Annotated in this window: 16 protein-coding genes; 9 read left to right on the top strand and 7 right to left on the bottom strand. The window is 61.2% G+C overall.

Annotation, left to right across the window (positions count from 1 at the left end):
- The first annotated feature begins 4 nt into the window (after positions 1-4).
- The 9 genes from murD to lpxC all read left to right on the top strand — a co-directional run bounded on the left by murD (position 5) and on the right by lpxC (position 10,498).
- Positions 5-1,351 (top strand): UDP-N-acetylmuramoyl-L-alanine--D-glutamate ligase, encoded by a 1,347-nt coding sequence (gene murD / locus KGB29_RS26455; RefSeq protein WP_150814943.1) that lies wholly within the window; start codon positions 5-7, stop codon positions 1,349-1,351.
- On the top strand, positions 1,348-2,565 hold the full coding sequence (gene ftsW, locus KGB29_RS26460; RefSeq protein WP_056726220.1) for a putative lipid II flippase FtsW: 1,218 nt from the start codon (positions 1,348-1,350) through the stop codon (positions 2,563-2,565). The genes murD and ftsW overlap by 4 nt, the downstream gene beginning before the upstream one ends.
- Complete coding sequence (murG, locus tag KGB29_RS26465) at positions 2,555-3,625, top strand: undecaprenyldiphospho-muramoylpentapeptide beta-N-acetylglucosaminyltransferase (protein ID WP_046041926.1); 1,071 nt, start codon at positions 2,555-2,557, stop codon at positions 3,623-3,625. The genes ftsW and murG overlap by 11 nt, the downstream gene beginning before the upstream one ends.
- Positions 3,618-5,078 (top strand): UDP-N-acetylmuramate--L-alanine ligase, encoded by a 1,461-nt coding sequence (gene murC, locus KGB29_RS26470; RefSeq protein WP_007989894.1) that lies wholly within the window; start codon positions 3,618-3,620, stop codon positions 5,076-5,078. The genes murG and murC overlap by 8 nt, the downstream gene beginning before the upstream one ends.
- Positions 5,075-6,058, top strand: a complete 984-nt coding sequence (locus tag KGB29_RS26475; RefSeq protein ID WP_150814942.1) for a D-alanine--D-alanine ligase — start codon at positions 5,075-5,077, stop codon at positions 6,056-6,058. Before murC ends, KGB29_RS26475 begins: the two co-directional genes overlap by 4 nt.
- 4 nt (positions 6,059-6,062) lie before the next feature.
- The gene (locus KGB29_RS26480; protein WP_150814941.1) at positions 6,063-6,932 is read left to right on the top strand and encodes a cell division protein FtsQ/DivIB; all 870 of its coding nucleotides are present in this window, start codon (positions 6,063-6,065) and stop codon (positions 6,930-6,932) included.
- A 15-nt stretch (positions 6,933-6,947) separates the two neighbouring features.
- Entirely contained in the window at positions 6,948-8,207 is a 1,260-nt protein-coding gene (gene ftsA / locus KGB29_RS26485) for a cell division protein FtsA (protein WP_007989901.1), read from the top strand.
- A 73-nt stretch (positions 8,208-8,280) separates the two neighbouring features.
- Positions 8,281-9,474 (top strand): cell division protein FtsZ, encoded by a 1,194-nt coding sequence (ftsZ, locus tag KGB29_RS26490; protein ID WP_008016708.1) that lies wholly within the window; start codon positions 8,281-8,283, stop codon positions 9,472-9,474.
- Positions 9,475-9,586: 112 nt separating this feature from the next.
- A complete protein-coding gene (lpxC, locus tag KGB29_RS26495) occupies positions 9,587-10,498 on the top strand; it encodes a UDP-3-O-acyl-N-acetylglucosamine deacetylase (protein WP_007916984.1) in 912 nt (303 codons plus the stop codon).
- 172 nt (positions 10,499-10,670) lie between these two features.
- On the opposite strand, the gene KGB29_RS26500 is transcribed toward lpxC, so the two are convergent.
- The 7 genes from KGB29_RS26500 to KGB29_RS26530 form a co-directional block, all read right to left on the bottom strand.
- Positions 10,671-12,173 carry a sensor domain-containing diguanylate cyclase gene (locus KGB29_RS26500; protein ID WP_150814288.1) on the bottom strand — a complete coding sequence of 501 codons (1,503 nt, stop codon included), beginning with the start codon at positions 12,171-12,173 and terminating at the stop codon, positions 10,671-10,673.
- Positions 12,174-12,420: 247 nt separating this feature from the next.
- Positions 12,421-12,645: a hypothetical protein gene (locus tag KGB29_RS26505; protein WP_057713368.1), complete on the bottom strand. Its 225-nt coding sequence runs from the start codon at positions 12,643-12,645 to the stop codon at positions 12,421-12,423.
- A 247-nt stretch (positions 12,646-12,892) separates the two neighbouring features.
- Complete coding sequence (locus tag KGB29_RS26510; protein WP_150814289.1) at positions 12,893-14,257, bottom strand: heavy metal sensor histidine kinase; 1,365 nt, start codon at positions 14,255-14,257, stop codon at positions 12,893-12,895.
- The gene (locus KGB29_RS26515) at positions 14,247-14,924 is read right to left on the bottom strand and encodes a heavy metal response regulator transcription factor (protein ID WP_056726212.1); all 678 of its coding nucleotides are present in this window, start codon (positions 14,922-14,924) and stop codon (positions 14,247-14,249) included. The genes KGB29_RS26510 and KGB29_RS26515 overlap by 11 nt, the downstream gene beginning before the upstream one ends.
- Before the next feature lie 9 nt (positions 14,925-14,933).
- Positions 14,934-18,035, bottom strand: coding sequence for a multidrug efflux RND transporter permease subunit (locus tag KGB29_RS26520; protein WP_150814290.1), 3,102 nt, complete (start codon positions 18,033-18,035; stop codon positions 14,934-14,936).
- Complete coding sequence (locus KGB29_RS26525) at positions 18,032-19,192, bottom strand: efflux RND transporter periplasmic adaptor subunit (protein ID WP_057713371.1); 1,161 nt, start codon at positions 19,190-19,192, stop codon at positions 18,032-18,034. Before KGB29_RS26525 ends, KGB29_RS26520 begins: the two co-directional genes overlap by 4 nt.
- 682 nt (positions 19,193-19,874) lie before the next feature.
- Positions 19,875-20,843: a LysR family transcriptional regulator gene (locus KGB29_RS26530; protein WP_150814291.1), complete on the bottom strand. Its 969-nt coding sequence runs from the start codon at positions 20,841-20,843 to the stop codon at positions 19,875-19,877.
- Positions 20,844-21,018 lie beyond the last annotated feature (175 nt).

A 21,018-nucleotide genomic window follows, 5' to 3' on the forward strand; every position in this document is an offset into this window, starting at 1 on the left:
ACAAGTGTCTCTGATCGCTTCTGACCACTTCCGCATCGTTGTCGGCCTCGGCAAGAGCGGCATGTCCCTGGTTCGCTTCCTGGCGAACCGGGGCGTGGCGTTTGCCGTGGCCGATACGCGGGAAAATCCACCGGAACTGGCCGCGCTCAAGCGTGACTATCCGCACGTGGAAGTGCGTTGTGGCGAGTTGGATGTCGAGTTCCTGTGCCGTGCCGACGAGCTCTACGTGAGCCCCGGCCTGGCGCTGGCGACCCCGGCCCTGCAGGCCGCCGCCGCCCGTGGCGTGAAATTGTCCGGTGACATCGAGCTGTTCGCGCGTAACGCGAAGGCGCCGATCGTGGCCATCAGCGGCTCCAACGCGAAAAGCACCGTCACCACGCTGGTCGGCGAAATGGCGGCTGCGGCTGGCAAGCGAGTTGCCGTCGGCGGCAACCTCGGCACCCCGGCGCTGGACCTGCTCAGCGACGATATCGAGTTGTACGTGATGGAGCTGTCGAGTTTCCAGCTGGAAACCACCGACCAACTCAACGCCGAAGTGGCGACCGTGCTCAACATCAGCGAAGACCACATGGACCGTTACAGCGGTCTGCCGGCCTATCACCTGGCCAAGCACCGGATCTTCCGTGGCGCCAGGCAGTTCGTGGTCAATCGCCAGGACGCCCTGAGCCGTCCGCTGATGGGCGAGGGCCAGCCATGCTGGACCTTCGGCCTGAGCAAACCCGATTTCAAGGCTTTCGGTATTCGTGAAGAAGACGGCGAGAAATACCTGGGCTTCGAATTCCAGAACCTGATGCCAGTGCGCGAATTGAAGATTCGCGGCGCCCACAACCAGTCCAACGCCCTGGCAGCCCTGGCCCTGGGCCATGCTGTCGGCCTGCCGCTCGATGCCATGCTGTCGAGCCTGCGCACCTTCGCCGGTCTCGAGCATCGCTGCCAATGGGTCCGCGACCTCGATGGCGTGGGTTACTACAACGATTCCAAGGCCACCAACGTCGGTGCCGCACTGGCGGCCATCGAAGGCCTCGGCGCGGACATCGACGGCAAGATCGTGCTGATCGCCGGTGGCGACGGCAAGGGTGCCGAGTTCAAGGACCTGCGCGATCCGGTGGCGGCCAACTGCCGCGCCGTGGTCCTGATGGGGCGTGACTCCGACAAGATCGGTGAAGCCATCGGCGATGCCGTACCGCTGATCCGCGCCGGCTCCCTGGTCGAAGCCGTCGAGCAATGCCGCGCTGCAGCCCAACCGGGCGACGTGGTGCTGCTGTCGCCTGCCTGCGCCAGTTTCGACATGTTCAAGAACTACGAAGACCGTGGTCACCAGTTCGTCCAAGCCGTGGAGGATCTGGCATGAGCCTCAAAGGCATCATCAAGCCGTATCCATCGCCGCTCATCACCGGGCGCGGTATCGACCTCGACTTCCCGATGCTCGCCGGCTGCCTGACGCTGCTCGGCCTGGGGCTGATCATGATCGCCTCGGCATCGACCGAAGTGGCGGCCGTGCAGTCGGGCAGCGCCCTGTATTACATGATTCGCCACCTTATTTACGTGGTGCTGGGCCTGGGTGCCTGCATCGTCACCATGATGATCCCGATTGCCACCTGGCAACGCCTGGGCTGGCTGATGCTGCTGGGGGCGTTCGGCTTGCTGGTGATGGTGATCATTCCGGGGATCGGCCGTGAAGTGAACGGTTCGATGCGCTGGATCGGATTCAGTTTCTTCAACGTCCAGCCTTCCGAGATCGCCAAGGTGTTCGTGGTGATCTACCTCGCCGGTTATCTGGTGCGTCGCCAGAAAGAAGTGCGTGAAAGCTGGATGGGCTTCTTCAAACCGTTCATCGTGCTGCTGCCGATGGCGGGCCTGCTGCTGATGGAGCCTGACTTCGGTGCCACCGTCGTGATGATGGGGGCGGCGGCGGCGATGCTGTTCCTTGGTGGCGTCGGGTTGTTCCGCTTTTCCCTGATGGTGGTCCTGGCCGTCGGCGCAGTGGTGCTGTTGATTCAAATGCAGCCGTATCGAATGGCGCGTCTGACCAACTTTGCCGACCCGTGGGCCGACCAGTTCGGCGCTGGCTATCAGTTGTCCCAGGCATTGATCGCCTTCGGTCGCGGCGAATGGCTGGGCGTGGGTCTGGGCAACAGCGTGCAGAAACAGTTCTACCTGCCGGAAGCCCACACTGACTTCGTGTTCTCGGTCCTGGCCGAAGAGCTGGGTGCGGTGGGTTCGTTGTGCACCGTGGCACTGTTTGTCTTCGTGTGTATTCGTGGCATGTACATCGGTTTGTGGGCTGAAAAGGCCAAGCAGTTTTTCGCAGCCTATGTGGCATACGGACTGTCGTTCCTGTGGATCGGCCAGTTCCTGATCAACATCGGCGTGAACGTGGGCCTGCTGCCGACCAAGGGGTTGACCCTGCCGTTCCTCAGTTATGGCGGTAGTTCGTTGGTGATTTGCTGCGCCTGTCTCGGCTTGTTGCTGCGCATCGAGTGGGAAAGTCGAACTCACCTGGGCAGCGAAGAGATGGAGTTCCATGAGAGCGACTTCGCCGAGGAGCCGAACCATGGGCGCTAACGTCATGATCATGGCTGGCGGTACCGGTGGCCACGTGTTCCCGGCGCTGGCCTGTGCCCGCGAATTCCAGGCGCGCGGCTACACCGTGCACTGGCTCGGCACCCCGCGTGGGATCGAGAACGATCTGGTGCCGGCGGCCGGTATCGAACTGCATCGGATCAATGCCAGCGGTTTGCGCGGCAAGGGCAAATTGTCCCTGCTAAAGGCACCGTTCATGTTGTTCAAGTCGGTCTGGCAGGCGCGGGCGATCATTCGCCGTCTGCAGCCGGTCTGCGTCGTTGGCTTTGGTGGGTTTGTGACCGGTCCTGGCGGTGTCGCGGCCAAACTGGCCGGTGTGCCGGTGATCGTTCACGAACAGAACGCCGTGGCCGGTACCGCCAATCGGTTGCTGGTGCCGTTGGCCGCCCGAGTCTGTGAAGCGTTCCCCGACACCTTTACCCTGTCGGACAGCCGCCGGACCACCGGTAATCCGGTGCGCACCGAGCTGTTCCTCGAGACATCGCGACCTGCCCTGGCCGGTCGCAAGGCGCGTTTGCTGATCCTGGGCGGAAGTCTGGGCGCAGAACCGTTGAACAAGTTGCTGCCTGAAGCCCTGTCGCAAGTCGCTGCCGATTTGCGTCCGGAAGTGTTCCATCAGGCCGGCAAAAACCACGATGAAGTGACTGCAGAGCGTTATCGCGCGGCTGGCGTCGAGGCGCAGGTGCAGCCCTTCATCAAAGACATGGCCCAAGCCTACAGCTGGGCCGACCTGGTGGTATGTCGCGCAGGCGCGCTGACCATCAGTGAACTGGCCGCCGCCGGTCTGCCCTCGATGCTGGTGCCTTTGCCTCATGCCATCGACGATCACCAGACCCGCAACGCCGAATATTTGGCCCGTGAAGGCGCAGCCTTCCTGATGCCACAAAGAACGACTGGCGCAGCGGATCTTGCCGCTCGCCTGACAGAGGTCCTGATGCAACCACAACGACTCAACGAAATGGCTACCGCGGCACGCCGCCTGGCCAAACCCGATGCCACCCGTAACGTGGTCGATAGCTGCCTGGAGGTGGCCCATGGTTGAGAGTCAGAAAGCCATGCCGCAACCGGAAATGCGCCGCATCCGTCGCATCCACTTCGTCGGTATCGGCGGTGTGGGCATGTGCGGGATTGCCGAAGTGCTGCTGAACCTGGGTTATGCCGTGTCCGGTTCCGACCTGAAGGCTTCGCCGGTGACTGAACGCCTGGAGTCCTTCGGCGCGCAGATCTTCATCGGCCATCGCGCCGAGAACGCCGCGGCCGCCGACGTGCTGGTGGTGTCGAGCGCCGTGAACACGTCCAACCCGGAAGTCGCTACCGCGCTGGAACGCCGTATCCCGGTGGTGCCGCGTGCAGAGATGCTGGCTGAGCTGATGCGTTATCGCCACGGTATCGCCGTTGCCGGTACCCACGGCAAAACCACGACCACCAGCCTGATCGCTTCGGTGTTCGCCGCCGGTGGCCTGGACCCGACATTCGTGATCGGTGGCCGCCTTAATGCCGCGGGCACCAATGCCCAGCTTGGCACCAGCCGCTACCTGATCGCCGAAGCCGACGAAAGCGACGCCAGCTTCCTGCACTTGCAGCCGCTGGTGGCCGTGGTCACCAACATCGACGCCGATCACATGGCGACCTACGACGGCGACTTCAACAAACTGAAGAAAACCTTCGTCGAGTTCCTCCACAACCTGCCGTTCTATGGCCTGGCCGTGGTGTGCCTGGACGATCCGGTGGTGCGTGAAATCCTCCCGCAGGTCAAGCGTCCGACCGTTACTTACGGCTTCGGCGAAGACTGCGACGTGCGCGCCATCAACGTGCGCCAGCAAGGCATGCAGACCTTCTTCACCGTACTGCGTCCCGACCGCGAGCCACTGGATGTTTCGGTGAACATGCCGGGCAACCACAACGTATTGAATGCCCTTGCGACCATCTGCATCGCCACCGACGAAGGCGTCAGCGATGAAGCCATCGTCCAGGGCCTGTCCGGGTTCCAGGGGGTCGGCCGACGCTTCCAGGTCTACGGCGAACTGCCGGTGGACGGCGGCAATGTGATGCTGGTCGATGACTACGGTCACCACCCGACGGAAGTCGCGGCCGTGATCAAGGCCGTACGCGGTGGCTGGCCGGAGCGCCGCCTGGTGATGGTCTACCAGCCGCACCGTTACAGCCGCACCCGTGACCTGTACGACGATTTCGTCAATGTGCTGGCCGACGCCAACGTACTGCTGCTGATGGAAGTCTATCCGGCCGGCGAAGAGCCGATTCCGGGCGCCGACAGCCGCAAGCTGTGCAACAGCATCCGTCAGCGTGGCCAGCTCGACCCGATCTACATCGAGCGTGGCGTTGACCTCGCGCCAGTGGTCAAGCCGCTGCTGCGCGCCGGCGACATCCTGCTGTGCCAGGGCGCCGGCGATATCGGCGGTCTCGCACCAAAACTGTTGAAAAGTGAGTTGTTCGCCGGTGCCGTTGCCGCGCCGGAGAAGGGGAAGTTGAAATGACTGTTGCCTACGCCAACCTGGTCTCCACGATCGCGCCGAAAGACTTCGGCCGCGTCGCCGTGCTGTTCGGCGGCAAGAGCGCCGAGCGTGAGGTCTCCCTGAAGTCGGGTAACGCCGTTCTGGACGCGCTGCAAAGCGCCGGTGTGGACGCGTTCGGCCTCGACGTGGGCGATGACCTACTGCAGCGTCTGCTCAACGAAAAAATCGACCGCGCCTTCATCATCCTCCACGGCCGTGGCGGTGAAGACGGCAGCATGCAGGGCCTGCTCGAATGCCTGGGCATTCCGTACACCGGCAGCGGCATCCTGGCTTCCGCCCTGGCCATGGACAAACTGCGCACCAAGCAGGTCTGGCACAGCCTGGGCATTCCAACCCCACGTCACGCGGTACTGAGCAGCGAGGCCGATTGTATTTCGGCGGCGACGGAACTGGGCTTCCCTTTGATCGTCAAACCGGCCCATGAAGGTTCAAGTATCGGTATGGCCAAAGTGAGTTCCGCGTCCGAATTGATCGACGCATGGAAGGCGGCCAGTACCTACGATTCGCAAGTGTTGGTCGAGCAATGGATTCACGGTCCGGAGTTCACCATCGCCACCCTGCGTGACCAGGTGTTGCCACCGATTGCCCTGGGCACCACGCACAGCTTCTACGACTACGACGCCAAGTACATCGCCAACGATACCCAGTACCGCATTCCGTGCGGTCTGGACAGCGCCAAGGAAAAGGAACTCATGGACCTCACGGCGAAAGCCTGTGAAGCGCTGGGTATCGCCGGTTGGGGCAGGGCAGACGTGATGCAGGACGCCGACGGGCAGTTCTGGTTCCTGGAAGTCAACACCGCACCGGGCATGACCGATCACAGCCTGGTGCCGATGGCGGCCCGTGCCGCCGGTCTGGATTTCCAGCAACTGGTTCTGGCCATTCTGGCCGAGAGCGTTGTCGGCAAGACTGCCGGTAACCAAGAGTCGACGAGAGGTTAAGGCCATGCAAGGCGCTCAGCTCAGACATCAGCCCACCGCACCGATCGGCCGCAAGCCGGTACCGCGGGGTGCCAGCCGAATGGTGGCCAAAGAGCCGATGTCCGCGCGCCTGCCGAAAGCCAACTTCGGTTTTCTCAAAGCGTTGTTCTGGCCGGTACTGCTGGTGGCTTTGGGGTTCGGTACTTACGAAGGCGCGACACGGTTGTTGCCGTATGCCGACAGGCCGATCACCAGGATCAACGTGCAGGGCGACCTGAGTTACATCAGCCAGCAAGCGGTGCAGCAGCGGATCGCCCCCTACGTGGCGTCGAGCTTCTTCACCATCGACCTGGCGAGCATGCGCACCGAGCTGGAACAGATGCCATGGATTGCCCACGCCGAAGTGCGCAGGGTGTGGCCGGATCAAGTGGTGATCCGCCTGGAAGAACAACTGCCCGTGGCCCGTTGGGGCGACGAGTCGCTGTTGAACAACCAGGGCCAGGCCTTCACCCCGCGCGAGCTGGCGAACTATGAACACCTGCCACAGCTGTTCGGCCCACAGCGGGCTCAGCAGCAAGTGATGCAGCAATACCAGGTACTGAGCCAGATGCTCAGGCCGCTGGGCTTCTCGATTGCACGCCTCGAACTGCGTGATCGCGGCAGCTGGTTCCTGACCACCGGCCCCGGCAGTGCGGGTCCCGGGATAGAACTGCTGCTGGGACGCGGCAACCAGGTGGAAAAGATGCGCCGTTTCATCGCCATCTATGACAAGACGCTCAAAGAACAGATTACGAACATTGCGCGCATCGATCTGCGCTACGCCAACGGCCTCGCTGTTGGCTGGCGGGAACCTGTAGCGCCCACGGCAGCCCAACCCGCTGTCGCGAAGAATTAAGAAGAGGCAGGACCCATGGCAAACGTGCAAAGCGGCAAAATGATCGTCGGTCTCGATATCGGCACCTCCAAGGTGGTGGCGCTGGTGGGCGAGGTCGCGGACGACGGCACGCTGGAAATCGTCGGGATCGGCACCCATCCGTCCCGTGGCCTGAAAAAAGGCGTGGTGGTGAACATCGAGTCCACCGTGCAATCGATCCAGCGCGCCATCGAAGAAGCGCAGCTGATGGCTGGTTGCCGCATTCACTCGGCGTTCGTCGGCGTGGCCGGTAATCACATCCGCAGCCTGAACTCCCACGGCATCGTGGCGATTCGTGATCGCGAAGTCAGCTCGGCGGACCTTGAGCGCGTGCTCGACGCGGCCCAGGCCGTGGCGATCCCGGCTGACCAGCGCGTGCTGCACACCCTGCCGCAGGATTACGTAATCGATAACCAGGAAGGCGTCCGCGAACCGCTGGGCATGTCCGGCGTACGTCTGGAAGCCAAGGTCCACGTGGTCACCTGCGCCGTCAACGCCGCACAGAACATTGAAAAATGCGTGCGCCGCTGCGGTCTGGAAATCGACGACATCATTCTCGAGCAACTGGCTTCCGCGTACTCGGTACTGACCGATGACGAGAAAGAGCTGGGCGTGTGCCTGGTGGACATCGGTGGCGGTACTACCGACATCGCGATCTTCACCGAAGGCGCGATCCGTCACACCGCGGTGATCCCGATTGCCGGTGACCAGGTGACCAACGACATCGCCATGGCGTTGCGCACTCCGACCCAGTACGCCGAAGAAATCAAGATCCGCTACGCCTGTGCCCTGGCCAAACTGGCCGGTGCCGGTGAAACCATCAAGGTGCCAAGCGTTGGCGACCGTCCACCGCGTGAGCTGTCCCGCCAGGCCTTGGCCGAAGTGGTCGAGCCGCGCTACGACGAACTGTTCACGCTGATCCAGGCCGAACTGCGCCGCAGTGGCTACGAAGACCTGATCCCGGCCGGCATCGTGCTGACCGGCGGTACGTCGAAGATGGAAGGCGCTACCGAACTGGCCGAGGAAATCTTCCACATGCCGGTGCGCCTGGGCGTGCCTCACGGCGTGAAAGGTCTGGATGACGTGGTACGCAACCCGATCTATTCCACCGGCGTCGGCCTGTTGATGTACGGCCTGCAGAAGCAGTCCGACGGCATCTCGTTCTCGGGCATCGGCAGTCGCGACAGCTACAGCAACGAAGAGCCACAGGCTCCGCTGCTGGACCGCCTGAAGAAGTGGGTCCAGGGCAATTTCTGAAGATTTACCGCAATACCGTTACACCGAAGCACGCAGTAGGCGAAAAAACTAGAGAATGTAAAGGAGAGGGAAAATGTTCGAACTCGTAGACAACATCCCCGCAAGCCCGGTAATCAAAGTTATCGGTGTCGGCGGTGGCGGCGGCAACGCTGTCAACCATATGGTCAAGAGCAACATCGAAGGCGTCGAATTCATCTGCGCCAACACCGATGCTCAAGCGCTGAAAAACATCGGCGCGCGGACCATCCTGCAACTGGGCACCGGCGTGACCAAGGGCCTGGGCGCTGGCGCCAACCCTGAAGTCGGCCGTCAAGCCGCTCTGGAAGACCGTGAGCGCATTGCCGAAGTGCTGGCCGGCACCAACATGGTGTTCATCACTACTGGCATGGGCGGCGGTACCGGTACCGGTGCTGCGCCGATCATCGCCGAAGTGGCCAAGGAAATGGGCATCCTGACCGTTGCGGTCGTGACCCGTCCGTTCCCGTTCGAAGGCCGCAAGCGTATGCAGATCGCCGACGAAGGCATCCGCATGCTCTCCGAAAGCGTCGACTCGTTGATCACCATTCCCAACGAGAAGCTGCTGACCATCCTCGGTAAAGACGCCAGCCTGCTGTCGGCTTTCGCCAAGGCAGACGATGTACTGGCCGGTGCCGTCCGCGGTATCTCCGACATCATCAAGCGTCCGGGCATGATCAACGTCGACTTCGCCGACGTGCGTACCGTGATGAGTGAAATGGGCATGGCGATGATGGGCACTGGCTGCGCCAGCGGTCCGAACCGTGCACGTGAAGCGACCGAAGCGGCCATTCGCAACCCGCTGCTGGAAGACGTGAACCTGCAAGGCGCTCGCGGCATCCTGGTGAACATTACCGCCGGTCCGGATCTGTCCCTGGGTGAATACTCCGACGTGGGTAGCATCATCGAGGCATTCGCCTCCGAGCACGCGATGGTCAAGGTCGGTACCGTTATCGATCCGGACATGCGCGACGAGCTGCACGTGACTGTCGTTGCCACAGGTCTGGGCGCTAAAATCGAGAAGCCTGTGAAGGTCATCGACAACACCGTTCACACTTCGATGGCTGCACAGCCACAACAACAGGCCCCTGTTCGTCAGGAAGCTCCAGCGGTGAACTACCGTGACCTGGACCGTCCGACCGTCATGCGCAACCAGGCTCAGGCCGGTGCTGCGACTGCCGCGAAGATGAATCCGCAAGATGATCTGGACTACCTGGACATCCCGGCTTTCCTGCGTCGTCAGGCCGATTGATGGAATGTATCAGGGCTATGAAGGTGATTGGTGTTCAGCAAAGGCGTGGTCTGCTATCATCGCCAGCCTTTGTTGATACCAGTTCGCAATTTGCGCTGAAGCGGCCCAAGCCATGATTAAACAACGCACACTGAAAAATATTATCCGTGCCACAGGTGTAGGCCTGCACTCCGGGGAGAAGGTCTACCTGACCCTCAAGCCTGCGCCTGTCGACACTGGCATTGTGTTTTGTCGCGCTGACCTCGACCCTGTGGTGCAAATTCCTGCCCGCGCGGAAAACGTCGGTGAAACCACTATGTCGACCACGCTGATAAATGGCGACGTCAAAGTGGACACGGTAGAGCACTTGCTCTCGGCCATGGCTGGCCTGGGCATCGATAACGCCTACGTCGAGCTCTCCGCGTCCGAAGTCCCGATCATGGATGGTAGCGCTGGACCCTTCGTATTCCTGATTCAATCGGCAGGCCTGGAAGAACAGGACGCCGCCAAGAAATTCATCCGCATCCTGCGTGAAGTGACAGTGGAAGACGGCGACAAGCGCGCCACTTTCGTCCCTTTCGAAGGGTTCAAGGTGAGCTTCGAGATCGATTTCGATCACCCGGTTTTCCGGGACCGCACCCAAAGTGCAAGCGTGGATTTTTCCAGCACTTCGTTCGTAAAAGAAGTCAGCCGCGCCCGTACTTTCGGTTTCATGAGTGATATCGAGTACCTGCGCAAGCACAACCTCGCACTCGGCGGCAGCGTTGAAAACGCTATTGTGGTCGACGCCGATGGCGTACTGAACGAAGACGGCCTTCGCTATGAAGACGAATTCGTGAAGCACAAGATTCTCGATGCAATTGGTGACCTCTACCTGCTGGGCAATAGCCTGATTGGTGAGTTCAAGGGCTTCAAGTCCGGCCACGCACTGAACAACCAGCTGCTGCGCAAGTTGATTGAGCAGACAGATGCCTGGGAAGTCGTGACGTTCGAAGACGCCAGCACTGCACCGATCTCTTACATGCGCCCGGTTGCGGCCGTGTAAGCAAAAAACCTCTCTAGTTTTTAAAGGCTACCTTCGGGTGGCCTTTTTTTATGTCCGAAGTTTGTAGTGCCTGGGCTGGCCTCATCGCGAGCAAGCTCGCTCCCACAGTTGATTGCATTCCCCTGTGGGAGCGAGCTTGCTCGCGATGGCGTCCTCCCATCCAATGAAAATCCTATTCGACACAAACCACCCGGTTACGCCCCCCTTCCTTGGCCTGATACAGCGCCTTGTCGGCACTGAACAGCAATTGCTCCAGGTTGATATCGCTGGCCGCCGTCCAGGTGGCAATACCGATACTCACACTCATCGGCGGTCCACCGACGTCCACCAGTGGCAGTTTCTGCACCGCCTCGCGGATGTGCTCGGCGATCTGCTTCGCGCCTTCACTGTCAGTTTCGGCCAGGATCACCGAAAACTCCTCGCCGCCATAGCGAGCCACCAGATCCGTCGGGCGATGGACATTGGCGCGCAGGACCCCGGCCAACGCCCGCAAGGCTTCGTCGCCGGCCTGATGCCCGTGCCGGTCATTGAAGGCCTTGAAGTGATCGGCATCGATCATCAGCAACGACAACGGCCTGCCACTGCGCTGCGCACGAAACCATTCATGGCGCAGGGTCTGATCAAGGGATCGACGGTTGGCCACGCCGGTCAAGGCATCGGTGGCCGCCAGTTGCGCCAATTCCTGCTCGGCACTTTGGCGCCGTCGCAGCTCGCGGCAGAGCAGCCAGGTCAGCCACAACAGGCCGATGCACAAGACCCCTGTTGCACCGCTGATCACATAGGCCGTGCGGTTCCAGGTGGCGAACACTTCGTCGATGGAAAGGGCCACGATGACGGTCAGCGGCAGATTGCCGACCCGGGTAAAGGTGTACAGGCGCCGTTGATGATCGACACTCGACACGCTTTCAAAGGTACCACTGCGCTCGCGCAGCATGCGTGCGACGTTGGGACGGCTGGAGAAGCTTTTGCCGATGGCGTTTTGCTCCCGGTACGGTTTCTGCGCCAGGAGGATCCCGTCATCGTTAATGATGCCCAGCGTACTGCCGTTGCCGATGTCGAGGCTGTTGAACAGTTGGTCGAAGTAGCTCATGCGCATCGACGCCACCGCGACCCCCACAAACTCACCCGTGGGCGAAGAAATGCGCCGGCTGAAACTGATGCGCCATTCGTCGCTGTCATCGCAGTCGCAGCGTGGCTTGAACGGTCGGCTGATAAACATGCCGGTGTCGTGATTGAAGGCATGGGCCAGGAAATAATCGCGGTCAGCGAAGTTGCCCGGTTTCGGTTCGATCAATGATGAGTCGGCCAGCACGTCGCCGTGCTTGTCCAGCAGCAGGATGTCGCCCTTGTAGCGCGCAGTGGTGGAGCGGTCGAACAGCACCAGATGACGGATCTGCGGTGCAACCTGTTTAAGGTCGTCCCGTTGGGCGGCGGCGATCAGGCCCTGCAAGGTCAAGTCATAGAGCTCGACCGTACGCAGGACATCGGTATCGATCAGTTGCGCAATGGTGGTCGCGCTGCGTGTGGCGGTCTGCTGGGCGTAGGCGTGTTCGCGGATCAGCAGGAAAGTGACGATGCACAGGATCGAGATGACGGTCAGGGTACTGCCGAAGATCACCATGATCTCGGGTCGCCCGGTCGGGCCTTGAAAATGTGCAGTGCGGCTTGCGGTCATAGGGCTGACGTTCGCTAAAGGGACGCTCTAAGCGTAGTTGCATAAACGTAGCAGCCGAGTGAATCGTTCCCGTTGCTCGAACGATTGATCCTGGGTGTGGGCGTCAGTGACTTTCGTTGCGCAAATTGCAATGAAGGCCGAGTCGCCACTATAAAAAAAGCCGCTGACAGCAGCGGCTTTGAAGACAACTTCTCAAAGGGAAGAGCCGATGAAAAGTGTCGAGGGAAACGGGAGTGATCGGTGCGGATCAGCTGTCTTTCTCGGCCAGTGGCTGGGCCTGGATGCTGGATGCCTGCGGGGCTTGGGAGTCTTGAGCAGCCTTGGCCGTCATCTCGATCTGATGCTCTTCGAACGTTGCAGCGCGTGCGGCGTTATGCGCGACGAAAGTCTGCGATTCTTCCGCCATCGCCAATGGCGACAGGAACAAAGAGGACAAAACGAAAGCGCTGGCAATACCCATACTGTTGGACATTTTTAAAACCTTCTTGCTTGGCAAGTGCTGTTTGGTGCGGGCAAAGATAAGGATATGAGGCGAGGGGAAAAAGAGCGGATTCATGAAAGGACTGTTGCGCTTATGGCAATAGTTGATTGGCCGCTTATATGTGTTCAACCCAATCCAATGTGGGAGCGAGCTTGCTCGCGATAGCATCACCTCGGTTCAGAAGTTGCACCGAGTCGCCTGCATCGCGAGCAAGCTCGCTCCCACAAAGGAGAGGGTTTCAGACGGGAAGATGAATCCCGAAAGTATTCATCCCATGATCACTGCGCACGAACACATCGCCGCCATGCATCAACGCAATTGCCTTGACGATGGCCAGCCCCAGACCGTGATTGTGGCCGCTGTTGCTACGCGACGCATCGACCCGGTAGAAGCGTTCGAACAGGCGCGGCAGATGTTCGTTGGCAATCGGCGAACCCGGGTTGGCGACGCCGATGCTGACTTGATGCTCCTGGGTTTCGATCCGCACTTGAATCACCTGTCCGGGCGCGGTGTGCTGCACCGCATTATTCAGCAAGTTGATCAATGCCCGGCGCAGATGGGCGATCTCGATGCGCACCTGCGCGTCACCACTGACCTCAACCTGGACCTGAGCGTCTTCGAGAATGAAATCCAGATATTCCAGGGTCGTGGCCACCTCGTCGGCCAGCGAGGTTGAGGTGAGCTTGGTCGCCTTGCTGCCCTGATCGGCGCTGGCGAGAAACAGCATGTCGTTGATGATCGAGCGCAGTCGCTCAAGCTCTTCGAGGTTCGATTGCAGCACTTCGAAGTAATGCTCGGCGGAGCGCCCGCGGGTCAATGCGACCTGGGTCTGGCCGATCAGATTGGTCAGTGGCGAGCGCAGTTCGTGGGCGACATCGGCGTTGAATGACTCAAGGCGCGAGTAGGCTTGCTCGACCCGTTCCAGGGTCGAATTGAACGAGCTGGCGAATTGATCGAGTTCCGGCGGCAACGGTGACAATCGCAAGCGCCCCGAGCGCAACGGCGGGGCCAGGCGCTGGGCTTCCTGGGACAGTTTGATCAGCGGCTTGAGCCCGATCCGCGCCACCCAATAACCCAGTGCCGAGGCCAGCAGCACACCGACAATCGCCAGGCTGATCAGCGCGACCAGCAGGTGATGCTGGGTATGGAAAAACGTTTCGGTGTCGATGGCGATCATGAAGCGCAACGCTGGGCGCTGGTCCTTGGCCGGGAACTCGCTGACCAGCACTTTCAGCGGATACGGGTGCTCCGGCAGATGCATGTCGCGCGTACCCAGCGGGCCTTGGGCAAAGGCACGGATCTGCGAGGTCAGGTTGCCGTATTCGTAGTGTGGATCGCCGCTGATGATCCAGAAACTGATGCGCTTGTCTTCTTCGCTCAGCAGGTTGAGCTTGTTGTTGATCTTCACCCAGTGCTCTGGCGTGCCGTAACGGCCGACCGTGGATTCGAGCACGCTGTAGCGCGCATCGAGTTCGGCTTCTGGCAGCAGGCCCAGGCCCTTGTCGACCTGCTGGTACAGCGCCCAGCCAATCAGCAGGAACACCAGCAGCGCCACCAGCGTGAACATTGCGCTCAGACGCAGGGCGATGGAATTACTGGACACCACGGCTCTCCAGCACATAACCCATGCCACGAATGGTGTGCAGCAGTTTCTCTTCGAACGGCCCGTCGAGCTTGGCCCGCAGGCGTTTGATCGCGACTTCGACGACGTTGGCGTCGCTGTCGAAATTGATGTCCCAGACCATCTCGGCAATGGCGGTTTTCGAGAGGATTTCACCCTGGCGCCGGGCCAGTACACTGAGCAGCGAGAACTCCTTGGCGGTCAGGTCCAGGCGTGTACCGGCGCGGGTGGCCTTGCGGCTGATCAAATCTATCCACAGGTCGGCGATGCTCACTTGCACCGGTTCATGACCGCCGCTGCGCCGGGTCAGCGCTTGCAGGCGTGCCACCAGTTCAAGGAAGGAAAACGGTTTGCCCAGATAGTCATCGGCGCCTTCACGCAAGCCCTTGATGCGGTCTTCCACACGCTCGCGGGCGGTGAGCATGATCACCGGGGTTTGCTTGCGCGCACGCAGGGCGCGCAACACACCGAAGCCGTCGAGGCCCGGTAGCATGACGTCGAGGACGATCACCGCGTAGTCGCTCTCTAGCGCAAGGTGCAGACCTTCCACACCATCGCGGGCCAGATCCACGGTGAAACCCTGTTCCGTCAGGCCGCGATGTAGATAATCCGCGGTTTTTTCTTCGTCTTCGATAATCAGAACGCGCATGACCCCGCCTCAGTCTGTGGTCGCCAGCACCGGTTCTGGCGCAGGTTTAGGTCGATGGAATAGCCGCTCAAGCCACAAGTATATGACCGGTGTGGTGAACAGCGTCAGCGCCTGGCTCACCAGCAAACCGCCGACCACCGCGATCCCCAGGGGCTGGCGCAGCTCGGCACCGGTGCCATAGCCGAGCATCAACGGCAGAGCGCCGAGCAGGGCGGCGAGGGTGGTCATGATGATCGGCCGGAACCGTGTGATGCAGGCCTTGAAAATTGCGTCCTCGGGCGACATTCCGCCATTGCGCTGCGCTTCGAGGGCGAAGTCGATCATCAGGATGCCGTTCTTCTTGACGATACCGATCAACAGCACCAGTCCGATCAAGGCCATGATGGAAAAGTCCTGGCCGCAAATCCACAGCATGATCACCGCGCCGAGGCCCGCCGAAGGTAAGGTCGAAATGATCGTCAGCGGGTGCACGAAGCTCTCGTAGAGCACGCCGAGAATGATGTACACCGCCAACAGCGCCGCAAGGATCAGCCATGGCTGGCTGGCCAGCGAGCTCTGGAACGCCTGGGCCGCGCCCTGGAAATTACCGCTGATGGCGGTCGGCATGCCGATGTCGGCCTTGGCCTGGTTGAGCATGATCACCGCATCGCCCAGTGCCACGCCGGGGGCCAGGTTGAACGACAGGTTGGCGGCGGGGAACATCCCGTCATGGGCGATGGACAGCGGGCCGACAGTCGGCGCATCGAACCTGGCCAGGGCCGACAGCGGCACCATTTCCCCGCTCAGGGGCGAGCGCAGGTAGAAGTAGTTGAGGCTTTCGGCCTTGCCGCGCTGCTTTGTATCCAGTTCCAGGATCACGTTGTACTGGTTGATCTGGGTCTGGAATTCATTGACCTGACGCTGGCCGAAAGCATCGTACAGGGCTTCGTCGACGTCACTGGCGGTGAGGCCGAAACGTGCAGCGGCGCTACGGTCGATGCTGATGTGGGTGATGCTGCCGCCCAGTTGCAGGTCGTTGGAAATATCGCGGAACGCCGGGTTGCTGCGCAGTTTTTCCGTCAAGCGTTGGGTCCAGGTACTGAGGGTCGCACCGTCGTTGCTCTTGAGCACGTATTGGTACTGGGCGCGGCTCGGGCCGGAGCTGAGGTTGATGTCTTGCCCTGCACGCAGGTACAGGACGATGCCCGGGACTTTCATCAGTTGCGGGCGAATCCGGTCAATGAATTCGCTGGCCGAAACATCACGGTCGCCGCGTTTTTTAAGGGCGATCCAGAAGCGACCGTTAGCGATGGTCTGGTTGCTGCCCGAGACGCCGACCGAGTGGGAAAATGCTTGAACCGCAGGATCAGCGGCGACGATTTCGGCCATCACCAGGTGTTTTTTCACCATGTCGCCGTAGGAAATATCCGCAGCTGCTTCGGTGGTACCGAGAACAAAGCCAGTGTCCTGAATCGGGAAGAAACCTTTAGGGATAAAGATGTACCCGGCGACCGCCAACCCCAGGGACAAACCGAACACGCCGATCATCAATTTCTGGTGGGCGAGGGCACGGCGCAGGCCTTTTTCGTACCACGTCAACAGGCGCTCACCGAACCCCGGTTTGTCGTGGGCATGATGCACGGGCGCGCGCATGAACAGCGCAGCGAGGGTCGGTGCCAACGTCAGCGAAACCACCACCGAAATCATGATGGTGGAGGTGGCGGTCAGGGCGAATTCCTTGAACAGTCGGCCGACCACACCGCCCATGAACAGCAGTGGAATGAACGCCGCCACCAGCGAGAAACTGATCGACACCACGGTAAATCCGATCTCGCCGGCGCCCTTGATCGCCGCCTCGCGCATGCCGTCGCCGGCCTCCAGATGCCGGTGAATGTTCTCCACCACCACGATCGCATCGTCCACCACAAAGCCCACGGCGACCACGATCGCCACCAGCGTGAGGTTGTTCAGGCTGAAGCCCATGACGTACATCAGCGCAAAGCTGGCGATCAGCGACACACCGAGCACTGCCGACACGATCAGCGTGGCCGACAGTTGGCGCAGGAACAGCGCCATCACCGCCACCACCAGCATCACAGCGATCATCAAGGTGATTTCCACCTCGTGCAGCGAGGCGCGGATGGTCTGGGTGCGGTCGATCAACACCTTGACCTGCACCGAGGCGGGCAACATCGCTTGCAGCGCCGGCAGCGCGGCCTGAATGCGATCCACGGTCTCGACGATGTTGGCGCCTGGCTGGCGGAAAATCACAAGGTTCACGCCCGGTTGCGAACCCGCCCAGGCCTGAACGTAGGCATCTTCCGAACCGTTGACGACTTTCGCGACATCCTTGAGGTGAACCGGTGCACCGTCCTTGTAGGAAACGATCAACTGGCTGTATTCGTCGGGGTGGAACAACTGGTCGTTGGTCGACAGGGTTGAAATGCTTGATTCGCCGTACAGCGCCCCTTTGGCCAGGTTGAGGCTGGTCTGCTGGATCGCCAGGCGAATGTCCGCCAGAGTCAGGCCGATGGCGGCGAGTTTGTCGGCGGACACCTGGACACGGATCGCCGGACGCTGCTGACCGGTGATGACGACCTGGCCTACACCGTCCACCTGACTGAGCTGACGGGACAACAGGGTTTCCGTCAGGTCGCTGAGCTCAGGGCCAGGCATCAGCGAGGAGTTGACGCTGAGGATCAGCACCGGGCTGTCGGCCGGGTTGACCTTGCGCCAGGTCGGCAGGTTCGGCATGTCCTTGGGCAGTTTGCCCGCGGCGGTGTTGATCGCCGCCTGCACTTCCTGGGCGGCGGTGTCGATGCTCTTGTCGAGGGTGAATTGCAGGGTCAGGTTGGTCGAGCCCAGTGCACTGCTCGAGGTCATCTGGGTTACGCCGGGAATGGCACTGAATTGCACTTCAAGGGGCGTGGCCACCGAGGAAGCCATGGTTTCCGGGCTGGCGCCGGGCAGTTGCGCGGCCACCTGGATGGTCGGGAATTCTGCCTCCGGCAACGGCGCTACCGGCAGGCGCGGAAACGCGATGACACCCAGCAGCACCAGGGCGAACGTCAGCAGGACCGTGGCCACCGGGTGGTCGATGCACCAGGCTGAAATCGAACCATGGCCCTTCATTGCGCCGCCTCCGATCGCACCACCTGAGGTGGCTCGGTCAGCACTTGCACAGTAGCGCCGGGCTTGAGCCGCGACTGACCATCGCTGACCAGTACATCACCCGGCTTCACACCCTTGATGATGTCCTGGCCGCTGCCTTGATAGACCATCTGCACCTGCACGGCTTCGACCTTGTCCCCATTGACCCGGTACACGAAGTGCTGGTCGAGGCCGCGTTGTACGACTGTCGGCGGCACCACCAGCGCATCTTTATCCAGGGCTGTCTGAATCTTTACCGTCACCAGCAGGCCCGGCCAGAGTTTCTGTGCGTCGTTGTCGAATTCGGCTTTGGCGCGGATGGTGCCGGTGTTGGCGTTGATCTGGTTGTCGATCAGGGTCAGGTGACCTTCGCCGAGCAGGTTGCCGGTTTCGCCGTCGGTGTCGGCCCCGATGTAGGCCTTGACCCGGGCGTGCTGTGGGTCGTTGATCAGGCCTTGCAGGGTCGGCAGCATTTGCTGCGGCAGGGAGAATTCCACAGCGATCGGGTCGATCTGGGTCACGGTGAACAGGCCTTGGGTGTCGGTCATGCGCAGGAAGTTGCCTTCGTCGACGGTACGAATGCCGACACGACCGCTGACCGGGGAGCGAATTTGTGTGTAGGAAAGCTGTACCTCGGCGGAGTCAATCGAGGCCTGGTTACCTTGGGCGGTGGCCTTGAGCTGGTTGACCAGGGCTTGTTGCTGGTCGTAAGTCTGCTTGGACACGCCATCGTCGACACTCAACAGCTTGTAGCGCTTGAGGTTGACCAGCGCCACTTGCAGTTGCGCCTGGCTTTCGCCCAGTTGTGCCCGGGCCTGGTCGAGGCTGGCGCGGATCGACCGGTCGTCGATGGTGGCCAGCAGATCACCTTTTTTCACCAGTTGGCCTTCTTTGACCAGCAATCTGGTGAGGATGCCGTCGATTTGCGGGCGGACCACGACGCTGTGCAGGGACAGTACCGAACCGATGCCGCTGACGTAGCGCGGTACGTCTTTTTCGGCGACGGCGACCACGCGCACCGGGATGGCGGTGGGGGTGGCGAGTTTGGCCTTGGCCGGTTTGGTGGCGTACCACAGGCCCAGCGCTGCCAGGACGATCAGAAGGGCGACGAGCAGGGCGGATTTTTTCTGGATTCGCATGCGAGTGGGGCGCCGGGGCTGGGTGGTCGGTAGGTGGGTAAGGTAGTTTCCTTTATAAACCTGTTTGCTGGTCAGGAGGGTGACGGCTAACTGACGGCGCTGTCAGTTTGCGGTTTGGTTTGGTCTTGGCGGCCTCTGGGCCGACCATGTTGTGGGTGACCGTGTGCATATCCGTTTCTTCGGTCACGGCGGCTATCGGTTCCGCCCTTACGGCGGGTCACTTGGAAAAGCCCCAAGTAACCAAGGGCTCTTGCCCCTGACGTTCGGCCCTTCGCTTAGGCTCAGGGTGCCCTCGCTCCGGTCCTGCTCCGTGGGCCCGCCGCCATCGGCCATCCATGGCCGGGGGCGGCTAACCCGGCATCCATGCCGGGTTGCCCACTCCGCAGAACCTGCGCTCAGCCTCTCGAGGGGGCGTGTACCGCAAAAGCAAAAGCGAGGCGGCCTACCGGCCGGCCTGATTTTCCTGACCGTGCATAATTCAAAATGTGGGAGCGGGCTTGCTCGCGAAGGCGGCCTGACAGCCGGCCAATTTCTGGCAGATTGATGCAAATCCAACTGTGGGAGCGAGCCTGCTCGCGAAAGCGGTGTATCTGCTCACAGAGATTTGAATGTGAGTACGCCATCGTGAACAGGCTCGCTCCCACAAGGGATCAATCTGATATGAGCCGGGCTCGGGCATCCATCAATTCGCCACCCGAACCCCACCCAGACTCCCGCTCAATTCATACGCCGCCAATTCCGCCTGATGCGCCGCCAGCAATTCAGGCAACGATCCACGCAAATACTCGACCCAGGTCTTGATCTTCGCATCCAGGTACTGGCGCGACGGGTAGATCGCATACAGGTTCAGTTCCTGGGAGCGGTAGTTGGGCATCACGCGCACCAGTGTGCCGTTGCGCAGGCCCTCTATCGCGGCGTACAGCGGCAGCACCCCAACGCCCATGCCGCTGATGATCGCGGTTTTCATCGCGTCGGCGGAGTTCACCAGGAAGGGTGAGCTGTTGATGGTGACCATTTCCTGGCCATCAGGGCCGTCGAAGGCCCATTTCTCCAGCGGAATCACCGGGCTGACCAGGCGCAGGCAGGCGTGGTTGAGCAGGTCGCTGGGTTTTTGTGCGCAGCCGTTGGCTTTGACGTAGGCCGGCGAGGCGCAAACGATGCTGTAGGTAATGCCCAGGCGCTGGGAGACGAAACCCGAGTCTGGCAGTTCGCTGGCGAGGACGATGGACACGTCGTAACCCTCGTCGAGCAGGTCCGGCACGCGGTTGGCCATGGTCAGGTCGAAGGTCACGTCCGGGTGGGTCTTGCGGTAGCGGGCGATGGCGTCGATCACGAAGTGCTGGCCGATGCCGGTCATGGTGTGCACTTTCAGTTGCCCGGCCGGGCGTGCGTGGGCGTCGCTGGCCTCGGCTTCGGCTTCTTCGACGTAGGCCAGGATCTGTTCGCAGCGCAACAGGTAGCGCTTGCCGGCTTCGGTCAGGGCGATGCGGCGGGTCGTTCGGTTGAGCAGGCGGGTTTGCAGGTGGGCTTCCAGGTTGGAGACCGCGCGCGAGACGTTGGCCGTGGTGGTGTCCAGTTGCACGGCGGCGGCGGTGAAGCTGCCGGCTTCGGCCACGTAACTGAAGGCGCGCATGTTTTGCAAAGTGTCCATGGGGGGCTCTCGTGTGCGATGGCAAATTGTGACACGAAGTTTCAGAGTCTGAGACCCCAGACTTAAGGATTATCTCGTTAACGGTAACAAAGATTCACAGGAATCCCAGCTTATCGCCATTCAGGCCGCCCCATAGAATTGCGCAACTTGGGGAACCGGGGCTCGACCCACCGCA

This window comes from Pseudomonas sp. BF-B-30, assembly GCF_019956305.1.
Classification (GTDB): Bacteria; Pseudomonadota; Gammaproteobacteria; order Pseudomonadales; family Pseudomonadaceae; genus Aquipseudomonas; species Aquipseudomonas jessenii.

Bases quoted from the DNA above. Each gene is read 5' to 3' on its own strand.
- KGB29_RS26530 (WP_150814291.1), bottom strand. From the start codon at position 20,843: ATGGACACTTTGCAAAACATGCGCGCCTTCAGTTACGTGGCCGAAGCC.
- murC (WP_007989894.1), top strand. From the start codon at position 3,618: ATGGTTGAGAGTCAGAAAGCCATGCCGCAACCGGAAATGCGCCGCATC.
- KGB29_RS26505 (WP_057713368.1), bottom strand. From the start codon at position 12,645: ATGTCCAACAGTATGGGTATTGCCAGCGCTTTCGTTTTGTCCTCTTTG.
- KGB29_RS26520 (WP_150814290.1), bottom strand. From the start codon at position 18,035: ATGAAGGGCCATGGTTCGATTTCAGCCTGGTGCATCGACCACCCGGTG.
- ftsZ (WP_008016708.1), top strand. From the start codon at position 8,281: ATGTTCGAACTCGTAGACAACATCCCCGCAAGCCCGGTAATCAAAGTT.
- KGB29_RS26480 (WP_150814941.1), top strand. From the start codon at position 6,063: ATGCAAGGCGCTCAGCTCAGACATCAGCCCACCGCACCGATCGGCCGC.
- KGB29_RS26525 (WP_057713371.1), bottom strand. From the start codon at position 19,192: ATGCGAATCCAGAAAAAATCCGCCCTGCTCGTCGCCCTTCTGATCGTC.
- lpxC (WP_007916984.1), top strand. From the start codon at position 9,587: ATGATTAAACAACGCACACTGAAAAATATTATCCGTGCCACAGGTGTA.
- ftsW (WP_056726220.1), top strand. From the start codon at position 1,348: ATGAGCCTCAAAGGCATCATCAAGCCGTATCCATCGCCGCTCATCACC.
- KGB29_RS26500 (WP_150814288.1), bottom strand. From the start codon at position 12,173: ATGACCGCAAGCCGCACTGCACATTTTCAAGGCCCGACCGGGCGACCC.
- murG (WP_046041926.1), top strand. From the start codon at position 2,555: ATGGGCGCTAACGTCATGATCATGGCTGGCGGTACCGGTGGCCACGTG.
- KGB29_RS26515 (WP_056726212.1), bottom strand. From the start codon at position 14,924: ATGCGCGTTCTGATTATCGAAGACGAAGAAAAAACCGCGGATTATCTA.
- KGB29_RS26475 (WP_150814942.1), top strand. From the start codon at position 5,075: ATGACTGTTGCCTACGCCAACCTGGTCTCCACGATCGCGCCGAAAGAC.
- ftsA (WP_007989901.1), top strand. From the start codon at position 6,948: ATGGCAAACGTGCAAAGCGGCAAAATGATCGTCGGTCTCGATATCGGC.